We start from the raw sequence: 18,330 nt of genomic DNA on the forward strand, positions 1-18,330 counted from the left end.
TGCTGCCTCCAGTGGATCAGCCCTTGGCGCCGGCGCACATGACCTCGGCCGACGCGACGACTTCGCCGTTGACCTTGGCTTCGCCGTAGTACCAGCCCATGTTGCGGATCAGGCGCTTCATCTGCACGTCCAGCATCAGCACGTCGCCGGGCACGACCTGCTTGTTGAAGCGGGCGTTTTCCACCTTGACCATGTAGAACAGCTTGGACTGCGCATCGCGGCCGAGCGTGAGCTGGGTCATGACGCCGCCGGCCTGCGCCAGCGCTTCGATGATCAGCACGCCGGGCATGATCGGGCGGCCCGGGAAGTGGCCCTGGAAGAACGGCTCGTTGATGCTGACGTTCTTCTGCGCCAGGATGCGCTTGGCCTCGACGTCGAGTTCAAGCACCCGGTCCACCAGCAGGAACGGGTAGCGGTGCGGAAGCAGTTCCTGGATCTGGCAGACATCGATCGGAAGCTGCAGCGAATCGTTCATTCTTTCTCCTTGCCAGCAGCCAGGACGCGGCGAGCCAATGCGTCCAGCTGCTTGAAGCGCGCGGCGTTCTTGCGCCACGTGCGGTTGTCGGTCAACGGGGTGCCGGACGAGTACTCGCCTGGCTCATGGATGGAGTTGCGGACCACCGACTTGCCGGTGATCACGACCTTGTCACAGATTTCGAGGTGGCCGACCACGCCAACGTGGCCGCCAAGCAGGCAGTAGCGGCCGATCTTGGCGCTGCCGGCGATGCCGGTGCAGCCGGCGATGGCCGAATGCGCGCCGATCTGCACGTTGTGGGCGATCTGCACCAGGTTGTCCAGGCGCACATCCTCGTCCAGCACGGTGTCTTCCAGCGCGCCGCGGTCGACGCAGGTATTGGCGCCGATCTCGCAATCGTCGCCGATGCGGACGCCGCCGAGCTGCGGCACCTTGATCCACTTGCCAGCGTCCATCGCCAGGCCGAAACCGTCGGCGCCGAGCACGGCACCGGGATGCACGCGCACGCGCTTGCCCAGCGTGACCCGGGTGACCAGGGTCACGCGGGCGATCAGTTCACAGCCGGCATCCAGGCTGCAGTCCTCGCCGATCACGCTGCCGGTGCCGATGATGCAGTTCTCGCCGACCACGCTGCGCGCACCGACCGAAACGAACGGGCCGATATGGGCGCTGGCGGCCACCTGGGCGCTGGGGTCGATGACGGCGCTGGGGTGGATGCCCGGCGGGCGGGTCGGCGCGATGTCGAACAGCGCGGCGATCTTGGCGAACGCGGTGTACGGGTCCTTGGCGACGAGCGCAGTGCCCGGGGCGGCCTCGGCGTCGTCGGCACGCAGGATCACCAGCGAGGCCTGGCTGTCGGCCAGCTGGGCGCGGTAGCGCGGGTTGGCAAGGAAGGTCAGCTGGCCAGGGCCGGCATGGGCGAGGGTGGCCACGCCATGGATGGCGGTGGCGGGGTCGCCATGGACCTGCAGGCCGAACTGCTCGGCGAGTTGCTGGGCGGTGTAGGTGGGAGTATTCACGGCGGGAGTTTAACGTGTGACGCCATTTCGGTCATGCGGGGGGCAGGGCTTGGCGCCTGCCTGGTACGGGCGGGAGGCGGCGGGTGGCCCTGGCCAGGACACGCAAAACCCCCTCCATGGTGCTCGATGGCGCCATCCATGGCGCCAACGGTCCTGTCCAGGGCCACCCGCCGCCTCTGGACAATTTCCCGCGAGCGCGGCCAAAAGCCCGTGCCGTGCAGCGTCATCTGCAAAACGAAAACGCCGGGCAATGCCCGGCGCTTCGCACCCCGTCTGGTGGAGAGCCCCCCTTTGTTAAGGGGGGCGCGCCAGCGGCGCGGGGGATAGGTGAAATGCGCGGGCAATTCACCGGAGGTGGATCAGTTCTGAGGAACAACGTTCCTCAGAACTGGCCACCGAACGTGAATTGCAGACGCTCGATCTTGTCATCGTCTTCCTTCTTCAGCGGGAAGGCGTAGCTGATCGAGATCGGGCCGACCGGGGCGCGCCACAGCAGGGCCACGCCGGTGGACACGCGCAGCTCGTTGGCCTTGAAGTTCTGGGTGCCGTTGTAGACGTTGCCGAAGTCGACGAAGGCCGACACGCGTGCCGACGGGCTGTCGAACAGGCGCGGGAAGTAGGCTTCGACCGAACCGACGGTCTTCAGCGAACCACCCAGCGGCTGGCCTTCCGGATAACCGGTGGTGACTTCGCGCGGGCCGAGGGTGTTGTCCTCGAAGCCGCGCACCGAGTTGGTGCCACCGGCGTAGAAGTTCTCGAAGAACGGCAGGCCGCTGGCGGTGACGGTGCGGGTGGTGCCATCCGGATTGGTCAGCGTACGGGTGTAGTCGTTGCCGTAGGCATCGCCGTAGCCGATTTCCGCGCGGGTGTTGATCACCAGCGACGGCATGATCGGCCAGTACTTGCTGATCTGGTAGTTCAGCTTGTAGTACTCGATGGTCGAACCCGGCAGCGTGGTTTCCAGGCCGATGCGCTGGTAGGTGCCGCGCGTCGGCATGAAGTAGTCGTTGCGCGAGTCGCGCGCCCAGCCCAGCTCGGTGCGCCAGGCGTGGAAGGTGCGCTTACCGACCGCGTTGATGTAGTCGATGATCGACTGCGGGGTCGAGCCCTGGTAGGTGGTGATCTGGTTGCTGTCGATGCCGAACATCAGCGAGACGGTATCGGTCTCGGTCAGCGGCACGCCGAACACCACCTGCGCCGAACCATTGGTGCTGTTGTACTGCGCGGTATTGAAGTCGGAGTAGTCCAGTTCGCGCCAGGACAGGTTATAGCCCAGCGACACGCCGTCATCGGTGAAGTACGGGTTGGTGTAGCTGAAGCCGTAGCGCTGCAGGTAGCTGCTGCGCGAGGCTTCGACCGACACGCGGTTGCCGCCGCCAAGGAAGTTGTTCTGCGACAGCTGCACCGAGGTGGTCATGCCGTAGGACTGCGAGTAGCCCAGGCCGAACACGAAGCTGCCCGAGGTGGTTTCCTTGACGTTGTAGACGACGTCGACCTGGTCGTTGCTGCCGCTGACGGCCGGGGTCTCCACTTCCACCGATTCGAAGTAGCCCAGGCGCTGCAGGCGGATCTTGGAGCGGTCGATCGCGGCCTGCGAGTACCAGCTGTTCTCGAACTGGCGCATTTCGCGGCGCATCACCTCATCGGAGGTGCGGGTATTGCCACGGAACAGGATGCGGCGCACCGACACGCGCGGGCCGGGCACGACCTGCATGTTGATGGCGACGGTCTGCTCGGCGCGGTTGGTGGTCGGGATCGGGTTCACCTTGGCGAACGCGTAGCCGATGTTGGACAGCGAATTGGTGATGGTGTCCGAGCTGAATTCCAGCAGGGCACGCGAGAACGTGTCGCCGGACTTCTGGATCACCATGCGCTCGACGTCCTCCTGCGGGAGGATGGTGTCGCCGCTGACCTTGATCTCGGAGATCTTGTACTGCGCACCCTCGGTCACGCCCGCGGTCAGGAACATGTCGCGCTTGTCGGGGCTGATCGAGACCTGGGTGGAATCGATGCTGAAATCGACGTAGCCGCGGTCCAGGTACCAGGAGTTGAGCTTTTCCAGGTCACCGGACAGCTTTTCCTTGGAGTACTGGTCGTCACGGCGGTACCACGACGCCCAGTTGTGCTCCTTGGACTCCCAGGTCTCCAGGATGTCCTTGCTCTCGAACTTTTCGGTGCCGACCAGGTTGACGTGGCGGATCTTGGCCGCCTTGCCTTCCTTGATGGCGATGGCGATGTCCACGCGGTTGCGGTCCAGCGGGCTCACCGTCGGGGTGATGTCGACGTTGTATTTGCCACGGTCGTTGTACTGGCGGCGCAGTTCCTGGGTCACGCGGTCCAGGCTCAGGCGATCGAAGGTGCCGCCCTCGGTCAGGCCGATGTCGGACAGGCCCTTGAGCAGCTGGTCGGACTTGATGTCCTTGTTGCCGGTCACGGTCAGCTTGTTGATCGCCGGACGTTCCTTGACGGTCACCACCAGGATCGTGCCCTGGCGGTCCAGCTGCACGTCTTCGAAGAAGCCGGTCTTGTACAGGGCGCGGATCGTCTCGCCGACCTTGTTGTCGGTGACCGTCTCGCCACGTTCCACCGGCAGGTAGGTGAATACCGTGCCCGAGCTGATGCGCTGCAGGCCATCGACGCGGATGTCGCTGACAGTGAAGGGCTCGGCTGCCTGGGCCAGGGCGGGAGCGCCGGTGACGGCGGCGAGGGCGAGGGCCAGCAGGCGGCGATTGGGGAGTCGCGTCATGTCACGTCCGGTAGGAAGGTCGATTTCATTGGTGCGGGATGCCGACGCTGTAGACGGCAACAACATGGAAAAGTTCATCGCGGGACCAGGCCGAGGATGTCGTTGTAGAACGCCAACCCCATCAGCCCGGCCAGCAACGCCAGGCCGATGTATTGGCCGGCGGCGATGGCACGCTCGCTCAGCGGGCTGCCCTTGACCAACTCGATAAGGTAATACAGCAGGTGGCCGCCGTCCAAGATCGGGATCGGCAGCAGGTTGATGATGCACAGGCTGAGGGACAGCAGGGCAAGGAACTGCAGGAACCAGTCGAGGCCGCGCTTGGCCGAGACATTGGCCACGCGGGCGATGGTGACCGGCCCGGAAACGTTCTGAAGCGAGGCCTTGCCGGTGACGATGCGGCCCATCATGCCCAGCGAGTCGGCCGCCAGGCGGCCGGTTTCGCGTACCGCGACGGTGACCGAGTCCAGGGGACCGTAGCGCAGGAGGGTGTCGTAGGGGGGGCTGAACTTGGTCGGGAACTGAACGCCGATCTGCCACGTGGGGCCGCCCTTGGCGTCCTGGCCCTTGCGTGGCGTCACTTCCAGCGCCAGGCGCTCGCCGCCACGCAGGACCTCGATCATGCCCGGGCCACCGGCACGGCCCAGGGCCTGGATCTCGCCGATCACCTGGTCGGCGCCGTCGATGCGCTGGCCGTCAATGGCCACGATCAGGTCGCCCGGCTGCAGTTGCCCGGCCACCACGGAGTCCGCGGTGAGCGACTCGACCAGCGCGGGCTGCAGCCACGACTGCCAGTACATGCCAGCCAGGATCGGCACCCGCCGCTCATCGAAACCCGCCGGCAGCTGCGACAGCGGCAGGGTGCGCGTGCGCACCTGGTCGGCCGTATCCAGCACTTCCAGCTTCACGTCGCGGCGGTCCATCGCGGCCGCGGTCAGTGCCATGCTGGCCTCGCCGAGGGTGACCACCTGGCGGTCGTCCACGCGCAGCACGCGGTCGCCGCTGGCCAGGCCGGCACTGGCGGCGATGCCGCTGACGCGGCCGACGGTGGGCGAGTAGTCCTGCTTGCCGATCACGAACATCGCCCACAGCAGGAGGATGCACAGCAGCAGGTTGGCGATCGGGCCGGCGGCAACGATCGCGATGCGCTGCCAGACCGTCTTGTGGTTGAAGGCCTGGCCGCGCTCGTGCGGGTGGACTTCGACCTCGCGTTCGTCGAGGAACTTCACGTAGCCACCCAGCGGAATGGCGGCGATGGCGAACTCGGTACCATGCCGGTCGCGGCGCGACCACAGCGGCCGGCCGAAGCCGACCGAGAAACGCAGGATCTTGACCCCGCACAGGCGTCCGACCCAGTAATGCCCGAACTCGTGGAAGGTGACCAGCAGCCCGAGGCTGACAATCATCCACCAGACCGATCCGATGAAGTCAGTCATGCAGGCTCACAGTGGCGGGCAGGGGCGGCGGCGTCATGCTGGGCGAGGCGGTCGTTCAGGCGGCGTCGATGGCGTTCAGGGTGAGCTGGCGTGCCCGCTGGTCGGCGGACAACAGGACCTCCAGTGTATCGGCTGCTTGCGTCGGCAGTGTTGAAAGAGCGTTAGCAACCAGCGCCGGGATCGTCAGGAAACCGATCCGGCCCTGAAGAAACGCTGAAACCGCCTCCTCGTTGGCAGCATTCAGCACCGCCGGTGCGGTGCCGCCGGCCTGCATGGCCTGCCAGGCCAGCGCCAGGCAGGGGAAGGCGTCGGTGTCCGGGGCCTCGAAATCCAGCCGGCCCTGGGCCAGCAGGTCCAGCCCGGCCACGCCCGATTCGATGCGCTGTGGCCAGCCCAGGCCAACCGCGAGGGTGGTGCGCATGTCCGGCAGGCCCATCTGCGCCAGGGTCGAGCCGTCGACGAACTCGACCAGCGAATGGACCAGGCTCTGCGGGTGCACCAGCACTTCGATGCGCTCACCGGGCACGCCGAACAGGTGGTGGGCCTCGATGACTTCCAGGCCCTTGTTCATCAACGTCGCCGAATCGACCGAGATCTTCGGTCCCATCGACCACTTCGGGTGGGCAACGGCCTGGGCCGGGGTGACCTGGGCCAGTTCGGCGCAGCTGCGGCCACGGAACGGGCCGCCGGAGGCGGTCAGCAGGATCCGGCGCACGCCGGCGCCGTCGACGCTGGCGTCGCGCGAGCGCAGGCACTGGAAGATGGCGCTGTGTTCGCTGTCGATCGGGATGATTTCGGCGCCGGCACGTTCGGCGGTACGGGTCAGCAGTTCGCCGGCCAGCACCAGCGATTCCTTGTTGGCCAGCAGGATGCGCTTGCCGGCGGCGGCCGCGGCCAGGGTCGAGGACAGGCCGGCAGCGCCGACGATGGCCGCGACCACGGTATCGCAGGCGTCGCTGGCGGCCAGCTGGTCCAACGCGGCATGGCCGGCATGGGCTTCGGTGGCCAGTCCGGCGTCGCGCAGGCCGTCACGCAGTTCGGCGAACAGCGATTCGTCGGCGATCACCGCGTGCGCGGGCTTGTGCTGGCGGCACAACGCCAGCAGCCCCTGCACCTGGCGTCCGGCGGCGAGCACGGTCGCCTGGTAGCGCTGCGGGTGGCGGGCGATCACGTCCAGCGTGGAGGCACCGATCGAGCCGGTGGCGCCGAATACGGCGACCCGGCGCAGGTCTGCAGCAGCATTCATGGTCAGAACCCGAAGATTTCCTTGCCCAGCGCGAACACCGGGACGGCGGCGAGGACGCCGTCGACCCGGTCGAGCACGCCGCCATGGCCCGGGATCAGGTGGCCCGAATCCTTGGCGCCCGCGTGGCGCTTGATGAGGCTCTCGAACAGGTCACCCAGCACCGAGGCGAACACGGCCACGACCGCGGTGATCAGCAGGCCCGGCAGGTGTGCGGTATCGATCCCGGCCAGCCAGCCCAGGCCGACGGCCACGGCGACACCGGCCAACAGGCCGCCGAACAGGCCTTCCCAGGTCTTGTTGGGGCTGATCCGCGGGGCCAGCTTGTGCTTGCCGAAATGGCGGCCGGCGAAGTAGGCGCCCGAGTCGGCCGCCCACACCAGTGCCAGCGCAGCCAGCAGCCACAGGTGGCCCTGCTTGCCCGGCGGATCGCCACCGGCATGGATCAGCACCAGCGCGGCCCAGGCGGGCACGATGGCAAGCGTGCCGGCCAGCATCTTCAGGATGCGCGAGGGCGCCGACGGCTGTGCACCGAAATTGAAGAAGCGCAGCCAGACCAGCGCGGCCAGCCACCAGGCAACGCCGGCCAGCGTGGTTATCTGGAACAGCACCAGCGTACTGCCATCGGCCCAGACCAGCAGCACCATCAGCAGCAGGTTCAGCACCAGAAGTACGGTGCGTGCCAGGGTGTCTTCGATACCGGCCAGCTTCAGCCATTCCCACAGGCCGATCAGCAGCACCGCAGCGGCGGCGGCGGCCAGCCATTGCGTGGGCAGCAGCAGGATCGCCGCAATGGCAACCGGCGCCATGATCAGCGCGGCGAGGACTCGGGTCTTGGTCATGGGCTGGAAGTCTCGGTGGCCAGTGCGGCAATCTGGGCGCTGGTCAGGCCGAAACGACGCTCGCGGCCGGCATAGGCGTCCAGCGCCTGCTGCAGCTGCCCGGCATCGAAGTCCGGCCACAGGGCCTCGGTGAACCACAGCTCGGTGTAGGCCAGCTGCCACAGCAGGAAGTTGCTGATGCGGGTGTCGCCGCCGGTGCGGATGAACAGGTCCGGCGGCGGCAGGTCGGCAAGGGCGACCTGGCTGCCCAGCAGCGATTCGTCGATCTGCTCGGGCAACAGGCGACCGGCCGCCACTTCGACGGCCAGGGCGCGCGCGGCGCGGGCGATGTCCTGGCGGCCGCCATAGCTGGCCGCGATCGACAGGGTCAGGGTGGTGTTGTCGGCGGTGCGCTGTTCGGCCAGCTGCATGCGGCTGACCAGCCCGGCACCGAAGCGCTCGCGTTCGCCGATGAAGCGTACGCGCACGCCGCGCCGGTGCAGCTCGTCCACCTCGCGGTCGAGCGCGCCGAGGAACAGCTTCATCAATGCATCCACTTCCTCCTGCGGCCGGCCCCAGTTCTCGCTGGAGAAGGCGAACAGGGTCAGCGCCGGAATGCCCAGTTCAAGGCAGCGCTCGATGGTGCGGTTGACCGCGCGCGCGCCGGCACGGTGGCCGATCACGCGGGGGCGACGGCGCTGCTGTGCCCAGCGCCCATTGCCATCCATGATGATGGCAATGTGGCGGGGCAGGGCGGCCGGTAACGGAGGCGGGGCTGAAGGCATCGACTTCAGACCGACAGCAGTTCTTTTTCCTTGTCGGCAACGACCTTGTCGACGTCCTTGATGTTGGCGTCGGTCAGCTTCTGGATGTCGTCTTCGCCGCGCTTCTTCTCGTCTTCGCTGATCGCCTTGTCCTTGACCAGCTTGGCGATTTCCTTGTTCGCGTCCTGACGGATGTTGCGGATCGCGATCTTGGCGCCTTCACCTTCCTTCTGCACCTGCTTGGCCAGCTCCTTGCGGCGCTCTTCGGTCGGCGGCGGCATGTTGATGCGGATCGCGGTGCCGAGGGTGTTCGGGGTGAACTCGGCGTTGTAGAGACCCTTTTCGATCTCCTTGATCATGCCCTTGTCGAACGGCGTGACCAACAGCGAGTGCGCGTCGGCGTTGGAGATCGAGGCAACCTGGTTCAGCGGGGTGCTGGCGTTGCCATAGGCACTGACCGTCACGCGGTCCAGCAGGGCAGGCGTGGCACGCCCGGTCCGGATGGAGGTGAGGGTGTGCTTCAGAGCGTCGATGCTCTTGGCCATGCGCGTCTGCGCGTTGTTCTTGATGTCGTTGAGCATCGCCCGGTCCTGGATGTATCTGGAATCGGGCGATTATAGGCGAATACGGGACGCTGCCGGGCCTGAATCGGCCCGATCGCCGCTTCGCGCTCAGGCTCAGGCCGGGTCGCGGCCCTGGACCAGGGTGCCGATGTTCGCGCCGTTGAGGATCTTCAGCAGCTCGCCCGGCTGGCCCATGTCGAACACGCGCATCGGCAGGTCGCTGTCGCGGGCCAATGCGAAGGCCGCCGTGTCCATCACTTCCAGGCCGCGGCGGATCACTTCGTCGTAGCTCAGGCTGTCGAAGCGGACCGCATCGCTGTGCTTGTTCGGGTCCTTGTCGTACACGCCATCGACCTTGGTGGCCTTCAGCAGCAGGTCGGCGCCGATCTCGATCGCGCGCAGGGCGGCGCCGGAATCGGTGGTGAAGAACGGGCTGCCGACGCCGGCGGCGAAGATCACCAGGCGGCCCTTTTCCAGGTGGCGGATGGCGCGGCGGCGGATGTAGTCCTCGCACACGTCGTTGATCTTGATCGCGCTCATCACGCGGGCCTTGGCGCCCAGCTTCTCGAGGGCATCCTGCATGGCCAGGGCGTTGATGACCGTGGCCAGCATGCCCATCTGGTCGCCGGTGACCCGGTCCATGCCGCCGGCGGCCAGGCCGGCGCCGCGGAAGATGTTGCCGCCGCCGATCACCAGCGCTACTTCGGCACCGGCCTGCTGGGCTTCGATGACCTCGCGGGCCAGGCGATTGATGACCTTCGGGTCGATGCCGTAGTCCTCGTCTCCCATCAGCGCCTCCCCGGACAGTTTCAGAAGGATGCGGCGATAGGCGAGCTTGGACATGAGGACCTCGGGTGCGTGGAAATCGCGGGCGATTCTACGCGCATGCGGCGTCGTGCCAAAGTGTTTTGTGCACTGCGGCGCAGAATCCGGTCGTTCGCCCCGGTCAAACGGGGCTTCCCGTTCAGCCCAGCTCGGCGCCAGCGGTGGCCGACAGCTCGTCGTGGCCGAGGGCACCTGGCGAGCGGGCGATCACCCGGTTGCGGCCCAGGTTCTTGGAGCGGTACAGCACGTCGTCGGCTGCGCGCAGCAGGTCCTGCACGTCGGCGAAGCGCTCGTAGCCACCCTGGGTGGCCACGCCGGCGGAGAAGGTGACGAACAGCGGCCCGCCCTCCAGCTCGGCCATCGGCGTGGCGACGATATTGGCCAGCACCCGGCGGATCACGTCCAGGGCCACGCTTTCGCTGGTGTTTGGCAGCAGCGCGACGAATTCCTCGCCGCCGAAGCGGGCGACGGTGTCACTGTTGCGCAGCTGGCCCTGCAGCTTGCCGGCGAAGGCGCGCAGTACCTCGTCGCCGGTCAGGTGGCCGTGGGCGTCGTTGATCTTCTTGAAGTCGTCCAGGTCGATGAAGGCCACCGACAACGGCCAGCCCTGGCGGCCGGCGCGCAGGAATTCCTGCTCCAGCACCGCTTCCAGCTGGCGGCGGTTGAGCACGCCGGTCAACGCGTCACGATGGGCCTGGTCGGCGAGGCGCTTGGCGCGCGCCTCGAACTCGTCGGCGCGGCGTCGTGCCTGGTCGGCGTCCTGCAGTTCGCGCAGGTTGCGCAGCGTGGCCAGCTCCTGCGCGTGATCGATCAGCTCGCGCACCCGCGCCGGTGAATTGAGGCCGGCATCAAACAGGCTGGCGATGTCGGGCAGGGCTTCACTGATGCGGGCGAGGACCTGGTCGAAGCGCGCGCTGTCCAGCTCCAGGCGGTCGTGCACCTGCTGCAGGGCGCGCTCACGCGCGGCGTCGGCGTCGCTGTCCAGCCAGATGTCGGCCACCGCGCCGGACAGCTGCACGCAGGCCTGGAACGGCGATTCGGCGACGTCCTCGTCCTCGCTGTGGCTGATGCTCTCCACCAGGTAGCGGGGCAGGCCCCATTGCTCGGCCACCCACGCGCCGACCTCGGCATGGCTGCAGCCCAGTTCCTCGCGTTCGCGGGCGACCAGGTCGGTGTTGTCGCGTGCCTCGCGCAGCAGCGGCAGGTAGCGCTCCGACTCGGCCTGGGCCAGGCACAGTACGCCCAGGTCCTGCAGCAGGCCGGCCAGCATCAGTTCTTCCAGCCGGCGCAGGCCTCGCGCCTGGCCCAGCTGGCTGGCAGCCAGGGCGCTGAGGATGCTGCGCTTCCAGGCGCGCTGGCGCAGGTCGTGGTCGGCGCCGGTGCCGCCGGTCAGGCCCTGGGTGACAGTGAAGCCGAGGGCGAGGCTGATCGTGGCGTTCAGGCCCAGCATGGTCAGCGCCTGGCCGAGGTTCTCGATCCGGCGGCGGCTGGCGTACAGCGGCGAATTGGCGATGCGCAGCATGCGAGCGCTCAGCGCCATGTCGATGGCGATGATGTCGGCAGCGGTGGCGATGTCCGCTTCCGGGTCCTGGGCCAGTTCGATGATGCGCAGGGCAATACCGGGTGGCGAAGGCAGGTTGCGGCAGAGCGCCAGGGCAGCTGTCAGCTCGGGAGGCATGTCGGGTCGTTCAATTCCATTAGGACAAGAATACCTAGGAATGCATCACAGTCCGCGATTTTCGTTCCTGCTAAATGACTGTGGATTCCCTGCGCCGAGTATCGGCTTGATTCGCGCGCAACGCAAAGGTGCCGGTTGTGCGCACCAACGGTGCGCACCCACCGGTGGGCCATGGGTTGATCCCTGGGCCCATGCATAAAAAAAGAGCCGCGGTTTCCCGCGGCTCCTTCTGGTCGCTTCACAGCCGGAAGGCTGGAATCAGACCTGCATCGCCTTGGCAACTTCGGCGGCGTAGTCTTCCACCACCTTCTCGATGCCTTCGCCGACGATCAGCAGCTTGAAGCCTGCCACGTCGGCGCCGGCGGCCTTGACCACCTGCTCGACGGTGGTGTCGCCCAGCACGTAGGTCTGGCCGTACAGGGTCACGTCGCTGACGATCTTGTTGATCTTGCCGCTGATGATCTTTTCCAGGATGTCGGCCGGCTTGGCCTTGTCCTTATCGGTCATCTTGGCCAGCTCGATTTCCTTTTCCTTCTCGACGAACTCGGCCGGGACGTCCGCAGCCTTGTTGTGCGGCGGCTTCAGCGCGGCCACGTGCATGGCCAGGCCACGGGCCAGCTCGACGTCGCCGCCGATCAGGTCGACCAGCACGCCGACCTTGCCGTTGGTGTGGACGTAGGCGCCGATGTTGCCGGTGGTGTCGACCTTGACCATGCGGCGGATCTGGATGTTCTCACCCAGGGTCTGCACGGCGGTGGCGCGGGCTTCCTCGACGGTACGGCCGTCGGCCAGCGTGGCGGCCTTCACGGCTTCGACGTCGTTGGCGCCCGATGCCAGGGCAGCAGCGGCGACGGCGTTGACGAAGGACTTGAAGTTGTCATCGTTGGCGACGAAGTCGGTTTCCGAGTTGACTTCGACCAGCACGGCCTTGCCGCCGTCCTGGGCCAGGCCCAGGCGGCCTTCGGCGGCCACGCGGTCAGCCTTCTTGTCGGCCTTGGCGGCGCCGGACTTGCGCATGGCTTCAGCAGCGGCGTTGATGTCGCCGTTGGCTTCGGTAAGCGCCTTCTTGCATTCCATCATGCCGGCGCCGGTGCGCTCGCGCAGTTCCTTGACCAGGGAAGCAGTGATTTCCACGGGATTACCTCACGAAAGAAAGGGGTTGGGCCGGCATGGTGGCCGGCCCGTGTGACACGGTCCTGTCACGCGCCGATGGCTGCGTGCAGGGAGGGTGGACGCCGGGCGTCCACCCGGGGCCTGGATCAGGCCTGGGCGTCGTCGCCCTTCTTGGCAGCCTTCTTGGCCGGAGCGCGGCGGGCCGGCTTCTCTTCGCCTTCAGCAGCGGCTTCAGCGAATTCTTCCTCGCGCACCGAAGCGGCGTGCGGGGCAGCCGCCTTGCCTTCCAGCACGGCGTCGGCAGCGGCGCGGGCGTACAGCTGCACAGCGCGGATGGCGTCGTCGTTGCCCGGGATGGCGTAATCAACCAGTTCCGGGTTGTAGTTGGTGTCGACCACGGCGATGACCGGGATGCCCAGCTTCTTGGCTTCCTTGATCGCGATGTCTTCGTGGCCGATGTCGATCACGAAGATGGCGTCCGGCAGGCGGTTCATGTCCTTGATGCCGCCCAGCGAGGCTTCCAGCTTGTCGCGCTCGCGACGCAGGCCCAGCACTTCGTGCTTGACCAGCTTCTCGAAGGTGCCGTCGGTTTCACCGGCTTCCAGTTCCTTCAGGCGGGCAACCGACTGCTTGACGGTACGGAAGTTGGTCAGGGTGCCGCCCAGCCAACGCTGGTTCATGAACGGCATGCCGCAACGCTCGGCTTCTTCCTTGATGGTTTCGCGGGCGCTGCGCTTGGTGCCCAGGAACAGGACGGTGCCGCGCTTCTGGGCAACCGACGAGATGAAGTTCATCGCATCGTTGAACAGCGGGACGGTCTTTTCCAGGTTGATGATGTGGATCTTGCCGCGGGCGCCGAAGATGTACGGAGCCATCTTCGGGTTCCAGTAGCGGGTCTGGTGGCCGAAGTGGACGCCGGCTTCCAGCATCTGACGCATGGTGACCTGGGGCATTGCAATACTCCTGATATGGAACCAGCGATTCCGCCCGCGGGGATAGGTATGCGGGACGCGTGGAAGCGCGATCGGTTCCGGGGTTGGGCTTCCCTGTTGCCTCCGTGGCCGAACTCCTTGCGGAGCACCCCGGCACGGATGGGGGCAGCAGGTGTGGATTCACCGGTGACGTCCGGTGTGGACGGGTTCGCGCGCACGCTGGCGGCAGGAATCCGGTCGATTATAGCCCGCTGGGGGCGCTTGCTGCAATTGCAGGGTCAGTTGCGGCCAGATCGACCTCGCGGCCGTCCTGCAGGCGTGCCTGGAAGCGGCCGCCTGCATAGCCATCGGCGCGGGCAGGCAGGGGCCAGCGGCGTTCATGGCCCGCCAGAATGTAGCCGGCCAGGCCAGCCGTCAGCAGCGTTGCCTGGCCGTCCGCCGTGATGAAGCGCAGATCGTGCAGGCGGCCGTGCAGGGTACCGGCATTGCTGAGTCGCAGTACGGCCAGAGACCCGTGGGCCTCGACGCGGCCCAGCAGCCGGGCCTGCAGTGCTGGCCCCGCTGGGCCGCGGAACAGCGGCAGCGAATAGCGCGGCAACCCCGGCAACGTCGGTGCCAGTACGACCCGATAGGCCTGTTCAGCGGCCGCCGCTGGCGGATCGCCTGGCAACAGCCAGACGCGCTGGGTGCTGCCGGGGGCCAGGTCCAGCCGCGCCGGGCTGACCCGGATCTGGTCGCTGGGGTGCAGTCGTTCGGCGTCCAGCTGCTGATCCCACGCCAGCACCTGCACCTGGCCCTGCCAGCGGCCGGGCCCGGGGTTGTGCAACCACAGTTCGGCGCTGCCGCCCTGGGCCGGCAGCTGCAGGGTGGTCGGCAACAGCTCCAGCGCTGCGGCAGGCAGTGCCAGCAGCAGTGCCAGCAGGATCAGCAACGCGCGCATCAGTAGATGAGGGTCACGGAGGGTGTTGCGTTCCCGTCCGTCGCCGGTGGTGCGAGCTCGCGGACCTGGCGCGGCGCCTGGGGTGCGTCACTGCGCTGGTGCGGTGCCGGGCAGCGGATGCCGCCGCCATCGTCGCTGCAGGATTCAACCACGGTCAGCCGGATCTGCAGGGGGCTGCTGGGTTCGGCCCATGCCGGCAGGCTGGCGACCAGCATCGCCCCGATCAGGAATGTGCGAACCACCTGCCATCCACCATGCTGAAAGACTTGCTGCGCGGTATCGGCGGGATGTGCCGGAACTGTAGCGCCGAGCCGGCGCTCGGCACGGCCTTCGTCCGGTGGGTGCCGACCGTTGGTCGGCACGCCGGTCAGTAGGTGATCGTCACCGTCACCAGGTCGTTGTAGGTGCCGGCCGGCGGCTGGCCGCTGACCGGTGGCACCCGGCCATGGATGGTCAATTGCTGCGCGCTGCCGGTACCGGTGCCGCTGGCCGTGTCGACGGTCAGGGTATTGCCCCAGCGCAGGCTCCGCGCCGAGTCCCGGTAGAGCTCGTAGGCGAGGTAATAGGTGCTTCCGCCGAGGGTGGTGGCCATGCGCCGGGTGGTGGTGGCGGTGGGATTGTTCTGGCCGTTGTTGAGGCCGACCTGGAAGGCAGTGTTCTTCAGGCAGGTCAGGGTGAGGGTGGCGGTCCGGTCGATGTTGGCCGGAATGCCGCCGGTGACGTTGCCGAAGTCCATGGTGGTGGTGACGTAGCTGCCACATTGCGGCAGCACGTTGGCGGTGGCGGTGAAGCTGAAGGCTGCACTGGCGCTGTTGGTGCCGGTGGCGCCGCCATTGCAGGTGGCGGGCACGGTGGCGGTACCGAGCAGGACTTCGTTCCAGGCCCAGGTCAGGACCACGTTGGCCCCGCTGAAGGTGCTGCTGTACGCGCCGGAGGCCAGGATCTGGTTGGCCGGGATCTGCCCGAACAGCTGTATGGACTGCGCACCGCTGCCGCCCGTCACCAGCGGCACGTTGTAGGTCATGGTCAGTTCCTGCGCAGGTGGCGTGCCGCGCGGCACCAGTCCGGTGACCTGGCCGAAGCTGGCGTTGTTGTACAGCTGGAAATTCAGGGTGTCACTGCTGGAGGTGACCATCGTGCGGAAGGTGGAACTGCTGCCGCCGCCACTGCCTGCGCCGATGCCCACGCAGACGCGCACGCCGGTGGTGGCCAGCAGGCTCAGCGCGGCGGTGGTGCAGGTCACCGTGATGTTGAGGTTGGCCGTACTCGGGCCGGGTGCATTGCTGTTGATGTTGCCGAACGGCAGGGTCGGATTGGCGACCGCCGTGCAGACCGCGGTGGCACCGGCGGGCGCCGCTGCCAGCAGGCCGGCGCAGAGCAGCAGGACGAGCAGCAGCACCCTCATGGCGCCACCTCCGGGATGCACTGCTGCGGCGCCGGCTTCGGCCGTGCGCCGGACGCCACCACCTTGGGCAGGTCCGGCACTTTCACGCGGCAGGGGCCGCGGCTGGTGGTGGCGTACAGCACGCTGCCGGCGGCAACGTCTTCCAGATAGAGCAGGCCGTCGTAGCCGACCGTGGCCTGGCGGCCATCGGGCAACCGCACCTCGCTGCCGACCTCCAGAGGCTGGCCGTCCATTGCCAGCAGGGTCAGGCTCAGTGACGGCCGCGAGCGCAGCTGGAAGGTCACGCGGGTGCCGGCGCGCTGGCGCGGGGTCACCCAGTCCTCGATGCGGTCGGCGCGCATGTCTTCGGGCAGGTCCAGGGTGTCGATCGAGACCCGGTTGCGCTGCCAGGACAGCAACGGACTGACCAGCAGCAGGCCGCGATCATCGGTGACGCCGATCAGGCGGTTCTCCAGCCGCACCGGGACGCCGCCCACCCCATTGGTGCTGATCACCGCGAACGCATCGGACACCTCGCGCGTGGCGAAGGTGTGCCCGCCCATCCACACCAGGCTGCCGCTGGCGCTGGCGTAGGCATAGTTGAGTCCACCCTGGCGCGAGGCGCCGAACGAGTAGCGACCGACATCGTTGAGGATGCCGACCTCGGCCAGGCCGCCGTTGCCGTCCTCGCCGTGGCGCAGCTGCGCGCGCCAGCCGACGCCGCCGGCGCTGCCATCGCCCGGCACTGGCTGGGTCACGTCCGCCACCCAGCTCTGGCTGTCGCCGTTGCGCTGGCTCGAAAGGCTGGCCTGGCGGTTGTTGCCCAGGCTGGCAGTCACCGACAGGTAGATGCTGCGGTCGTCGCTGCGGTCCAGGTTCTGGTTTACCGAAAGATAGGCCGACCAGCGCTGGCTCCAGGTACGTGACCAGAACAGGCTGGCATAGCGGTTGTCGTCTCCATCCGGGTAGCGCAGGCGCAGATAGCTGGCGCTGAGCGTGCCCAGCCGCAGCAGGTCCAGGCCGAGCGTGGCCTGCTCGCTGATGCTCGGCGGCAGGTTGCCCTGCAGTGCGCCGAGGTCGCGGTAATCGCCATGGCTGCGTACGCTGCGCAGATTGACGTTGAAGCGACGGTTGTTCCAGCTGTAGCCCAGTGCCCATTGCCCACCCTGCAGGCCGTGGTAGCCGCTGTGCGCATAGGCGGCATTGAACACGCCAGCGGCGCCGAGCAGCCACCAGCCACCGACACCGGCCTGGGCCAGGCCGCCGCCGCCTTCGGCATGCGCCTCGCCGGTGAACGTGTCGGTGACACCGCCGCGCCAGCTGGCACTGGCCACCGTGCGATCGTCATAGGCGAAGGAGCGCTGGCCAAAGTCCTCGCGCAGGTGGCCGACGCCGGCCGACCAGTCCGAAAGGCCCCTGGCCAGCAGCTGCTGGGTGCCATAGAAACTGAAATCCAGCGTCTGCATGCGGCCGAACGCATCGGTCACCACCACCTGCGCGTTACCGGTGCCGCTGATGCCGGGCTGCGCCGCCAGCTGGAAGGGCCCGACCGGCACCTGGCCGCTGTACTGGCGCAGGCCATCGACATACAACTCGACCGTGGAGGGCACCACCGCCTGGCCGAGGAAGCTGGGCGTGGGCGTGAGCACGCGGTAGGGCTGCAGGCCGTAGTTGCGGCCGATCTGCAGGCCGCCCAGGCGAACCGGGCGGGTCCAGTCGACGAAGCCGCTGTAGAAGTCACCGACCTCCAGCGTGGTTGCACTGTCCGGGAAATCCAGGCTCCAGCGTGTGTCCAGGCGCACGCTCTCGCCGCGCCAATGGCGGTCGCCGGGTTGCTGGTAGCGGCGGCTGATGGCGGTGTTTTCGAAGGTGCCGTTGCCGATACCGAACACGCGCAGCTCCGCGCTCAGGCTGAGGTTGCTGAGCGTGTCCACCCGGCTGGCGTAGACGTCGTAGTTGAGCAGCGCGCCGGGCGAGGCACTGCCGGTGGGCGCGCGCGTCTGCGGGCGGCTGAGCACGGTGGTGGGCAGGATGAGCTGGTCCAGCGGCACGTCCAGTGCCAGGGTCTGCATGTGCGCGTCATAGCGCACCACCGCACCGCTGATCTGGTCCAGGTAGACCGGCGCATCGCCGCTGGCGTTGAAGCCAAGCTGGCGCAGCACTTCGGGGCTGGCCTGCAGCCGGCCGCGGTTCTCGGTGAATGGCAGCAGGCCGCGCGGGGTGCTGTTGAGCGACACATCCAGGTACAGCGCCTGGCTGGCGGTCAGCGGGGTCGGGGGAGGCAGGATGGCATCGGCCGACACGCCGGATACATCAACGGCCGCCACGCCGGACACATCGGCGGCCTCGGTCGCCGCGGGAGCCAGGGCCGCCAACAGCGCGCCCATCAACGCC

16 protein-coding genes are annotated in these 18,330 nt (G+C 67.5%); all 16 read right to left on the bottom strand.

The window, feature by feature from the left end; all coding sequences use genetic code 11:
• Positions 1-16 precede the first annotated feature (16 nt).
• Positions 17-475 carry a 3-hydroxyacyl-ACP dehydratase FabZ gene (fabZ, locus tag AC5P7I_RS06930; protein ID WP_005415845.1) on the bottom strand — a complete coding sequence of 153 codons (459 nt, stop codon included), beginning with the start codon at positions 473-475 and terminating at the stop codon, positions 17-19.
• Positions 472-1,494, bottom strand: a complete 1,023-nt coding sequence (gene lpxD, locus AC5P7I_RS06935) for a UDP-3-O-(3-hydroxymyristoyl)glucosamine N-acyltransferase (RefSeq protein ID WP_262088412.1) — start codon at positions 1,492-1,494, stop codon at positions 472-474. Before lpxD ends, fabZ begins: the two co-directional genes overlap by 4 nt.
• Before the next feature lie 382 nt (positions 1,495-1,876).
• Positions 1,877-4,240: an outer membrane protein assembly factor BamA gene (bamA, locus tag AC5P7I_RS06940; RefSeq protein WP_032956838.1), complete on the bottom strand. Its 2,364-nt coding sequence runs from the start codon at positions 4,238-4,240 to the stop codon at positions 1,877-1,879.
• 74 nt (positions 4,241-4,314) lie between these two features.
• Positions 4,315-5,673, bottom strand: coding sequence for an RIP metalloprotease RseP (rseP, locus tag AC5P7I_RS06945; protein ID WP_014646495.1), 1,359 nt, complete (start codon positions 5,671-5,673; stop codon positions 4,315-4,317).
• 55 nt (positions 5,674-5,728) lie between these two features.
• Complete coding sequence (locus tag AC5P7I_RS06950; RefSeq protein WP_014646496.1) at positions 5,729-6,919, bottom strand: 1-deoxy-D-xylulose-5-phosphate reductoisomerase; 1,191 nt, start codon at positions 6,917-6,919, stop codon at positions 5,729-5,731.
• A gap of 2 nt (positions 6,920-6,921) precedes the next feature.
• Positions 6,922-7,758 (bottom strand): phosphatidate cytidylyltransferase, encoded by an 837-nt coding sequence (locus tag AC5P7I_RS06955; RefSeq protein ID WP_014646497.1) that lies wholly within the window; start codon positions 7,756-7,758, stop codon positions 6,922-6,924.
• Positions 7,755-8,522, bottom strand: coding sequence for a polyprenyl diphosphate synthase (gene uppS, locus AC5P7I_RS06960; protein ID WP_032956844.1), 768 nt, complete (start codon positions 8,520-8,522; stop codon positions 7,755-7,757). The genes AC5P7I_RS06955 and uppS overlap by 4 nt, the downstream gene beginning before the upstream one ends.
• 5 nt (positions 8,523-8,527) lie before the next feature.
• Complete coding sequence (gene frr / locus AC5P7I_RS06965) at positions 8,528-9,082, bottom strand: ribosome recycling factor (RefSeq protein WP_014646499.1); 555 nt, start codon at positions 9,080-9,082, stop codon at positions 8,528-8,530.
• A gap of 96 nt (positions 9,083-9,178) precedes the next feature.
• Positions 9,179-9,907: a UMP kinase gene (gene pyrH / locus AC5P7I_RS06970; protein ID WP_014646500.1), complete on the bottom strand. Its 729-nt coding sequence runs from the start codon at positions 9,905-9,907 to the stop codon at positions 9,179-9,181.
• Positions 9,908-10,028: 121 nt separating this feature from the next.
• Positions 10,029-11,567, bottom strand: a complete 1,539-nt coding sequence (locus AC5P7I_RS06975; RefSeq protein WP_032956845.1) for a sensor domain-containing diguanylate cyclase — start codon at positions 11,565-11,567, stop codon at positions 10,029-10,031.
• Positions 11,568-11,825: 258 nt separating this feature from the next.
• The gene (gene tsf / locus AC5P7I_RS06980) at positions 11,826-12,701 is read right to left on the bottom strand and encodes a translation elongation factor Ts (RefSeq protein WP_032956847.1); all 876 of its coding nucleotides are present in this window, start codon (positions 12,699-12,701) and stop codon (positions 11,826-11,828) included.
• A 125-nt stretch (positions 12,702-12,826) separates the two neighbouring features.
• Positions 12,827-13,633: a 30S ribosomal protein S2 gene (gene rpsB / locus AC5P7I_RS06985; RefSeq protein ID WP_005408748.1), complete on the bottom strand. Its 807-nt coding sequence runs from the start codon at positions 13,631-13,633 to the stop codon at positions 12,827-12,829.
• 220 nt (positions 13,634-13,853) lie between these two features.
• Complete coding sequence (locus AC5P7I_RS06990) at positions 13,854-14,552, bottom strand: fimbrial biogenesis chaperone (protein ID WP_049403809.1); 699 nt, start codon at positions 14,550-14,552, stop codon at positions 13,854-13,856.
• Positions 14,552-14,767, bottom strand: a complete 216-nt coding sequence (locus AC5P7I_RS06995; RefSeq protein WP_032956850.1) for a hypothetical protein — start codon at positions 14,765-14,767, stop codon at positions 14,552-14,554. Before AC5P7I_RS06995 ends, AC5P7I_RS06990 begins: the two co-directional genes overlap by 1 nt.
• A 152-nt stretch (positions 14,768-14,919) precedes the next feature.
• Positions 14,920-15,957 (bottom strand): Csu type fimbrial protein, encoded by a 1,038-nt coding sequence (locus AC5P7I_RS07000; protein ID WP_262088413.1) that lies wholly within the window; start codon positions 15,955-15,957, stop codon positions 14,920-14,922.
• Positions 15,954-18,323, bottom strand: a complete 2,370-nt coding sequence (locus AC5P7I_RS07005; protein ID WP_262088414.1) for a fimbria/pilus outer membrane usher protein — start codon at positions 18,321-18,323, stop codon at positions 15,954-15,956. The genes AC5P7I_RS07000 and AC5P7I_RS07005 overlap by 4 nt, the downstream gene beginning before the upstream one ends.
• Positions 18,324-18,330: the final 7 nt, after the last annotated feature.

The organism is Stenotrophomonas sp. YJH_SMC_138, assembly GCF_059369855.1.

What these genes read in the sequence shown, in the direction of transcription:
- fabZ (WP_005415845.1), bottom strand. Translation starts at nt 475, where the DNA reads ATGAACGATTCGCTGCAGCTTCCGATCGATGTCTGCCAGATCCAGGAA.
- bamA (WP_032956838.1), bottom strand. Translation starts at nt 4,240, where the DNA reads ATGACGCGACTCCCCAATCGCCGCCTGCTGGCCCTCGCCCTCGCCGCC.
- rseP (WP_014646495.1), bottom strand. Translation starts at nt 5,673, where the DNA reads ATGACTGACTTCATCGGATCGGTCTGGTGGATGATTGTCAGCCTCGGG.
- AC5P7I_RS06950 (WP_014646496.1), bottom strand. Translation starts at nt 6,919, where the DNA reads ATGAATGCTGCTGCAGACCTGCGCCGGGTCGCCGTATTCGGCGCCACC.
- AC5P7I_RS06955 (WP_014646497.1), bottom strand. Translation starts at nt 7,758, where the DNA reads ATGACCAAGACCCGAGTCCTCGCCGCGCTGATCATGGCGCCGGTTGCC.
- uppS (WP_032956844.1), bottom strand. Translation starts at nt 8,522, where the DNA reads ATGCCTTCAGCCCCGCCTCCGTTACCGGCCGCCCTGCCCCGCCACATT.
- frr (WP_014646499.1), bottom strand. Translation starts at nt 9,082, where the DNA reads ATGCTCAACGACATCAAGAACAACGCGCAGACGCGCATGGCCAAGAGC.
- pyrH (WP_014646500.1), bottom strand. Translation starts at nt 9,907, where the DNA reads ATGTCCAAGCTCGCCTATCGCCGCATCCTTCTGAAACTGTCCGGGGAG.
- AC5P7I_RS06975 (WP_032956845.1), bottom strand. Translation starts at nt 11,567, where the DNA reads ATGCCTCCCGAGCTGACAGCTGCCCTGGCGCTCTGCCGCAACCTGCCT.
- rpsB (WP_005408748.1), bottom strand. Translation starts at nt 13,633, where the DNA reads ATGCCCCAGGTCACCATGCGTCAGATGCTGGAAGCCGGCGTCCACTTC.
- AC5P7I_RS06990 (WP_049403809.1), bottom strand. Translation starts at nt 14,552, where the DNA reads ATGCGCGCGTTGCTGATCCTGCTGGCACTGCTGCTGGCACTGCCTGCC.
- AC5P7I_RS06995 (WP_032956850.1), bottom strand. Translation starts at nt 14,767, where the DNA reads ATGCTGGTCGCCAGCCTGCCGGCATGGGCCGAACCCAGCAGCCCCCTG.
- AC5P7I_RS07000 (WP_262088413.1), bottom strand. Translation starts at nt 15,957, where the DNA reads ATGAGGGTGCTGCTGCTCGTCCTGCTGCTCTGCGCCGGCCTGCTGGCA.
- AC5P7I_RS07005 (WP_262088414.1), bottom strand. Translation starts at nt 18,323, where the DNA reads ATGGGCGCGCTGTTGGCGGCCCTGGCTCCCGCGGCGACCGAGGCCGCC.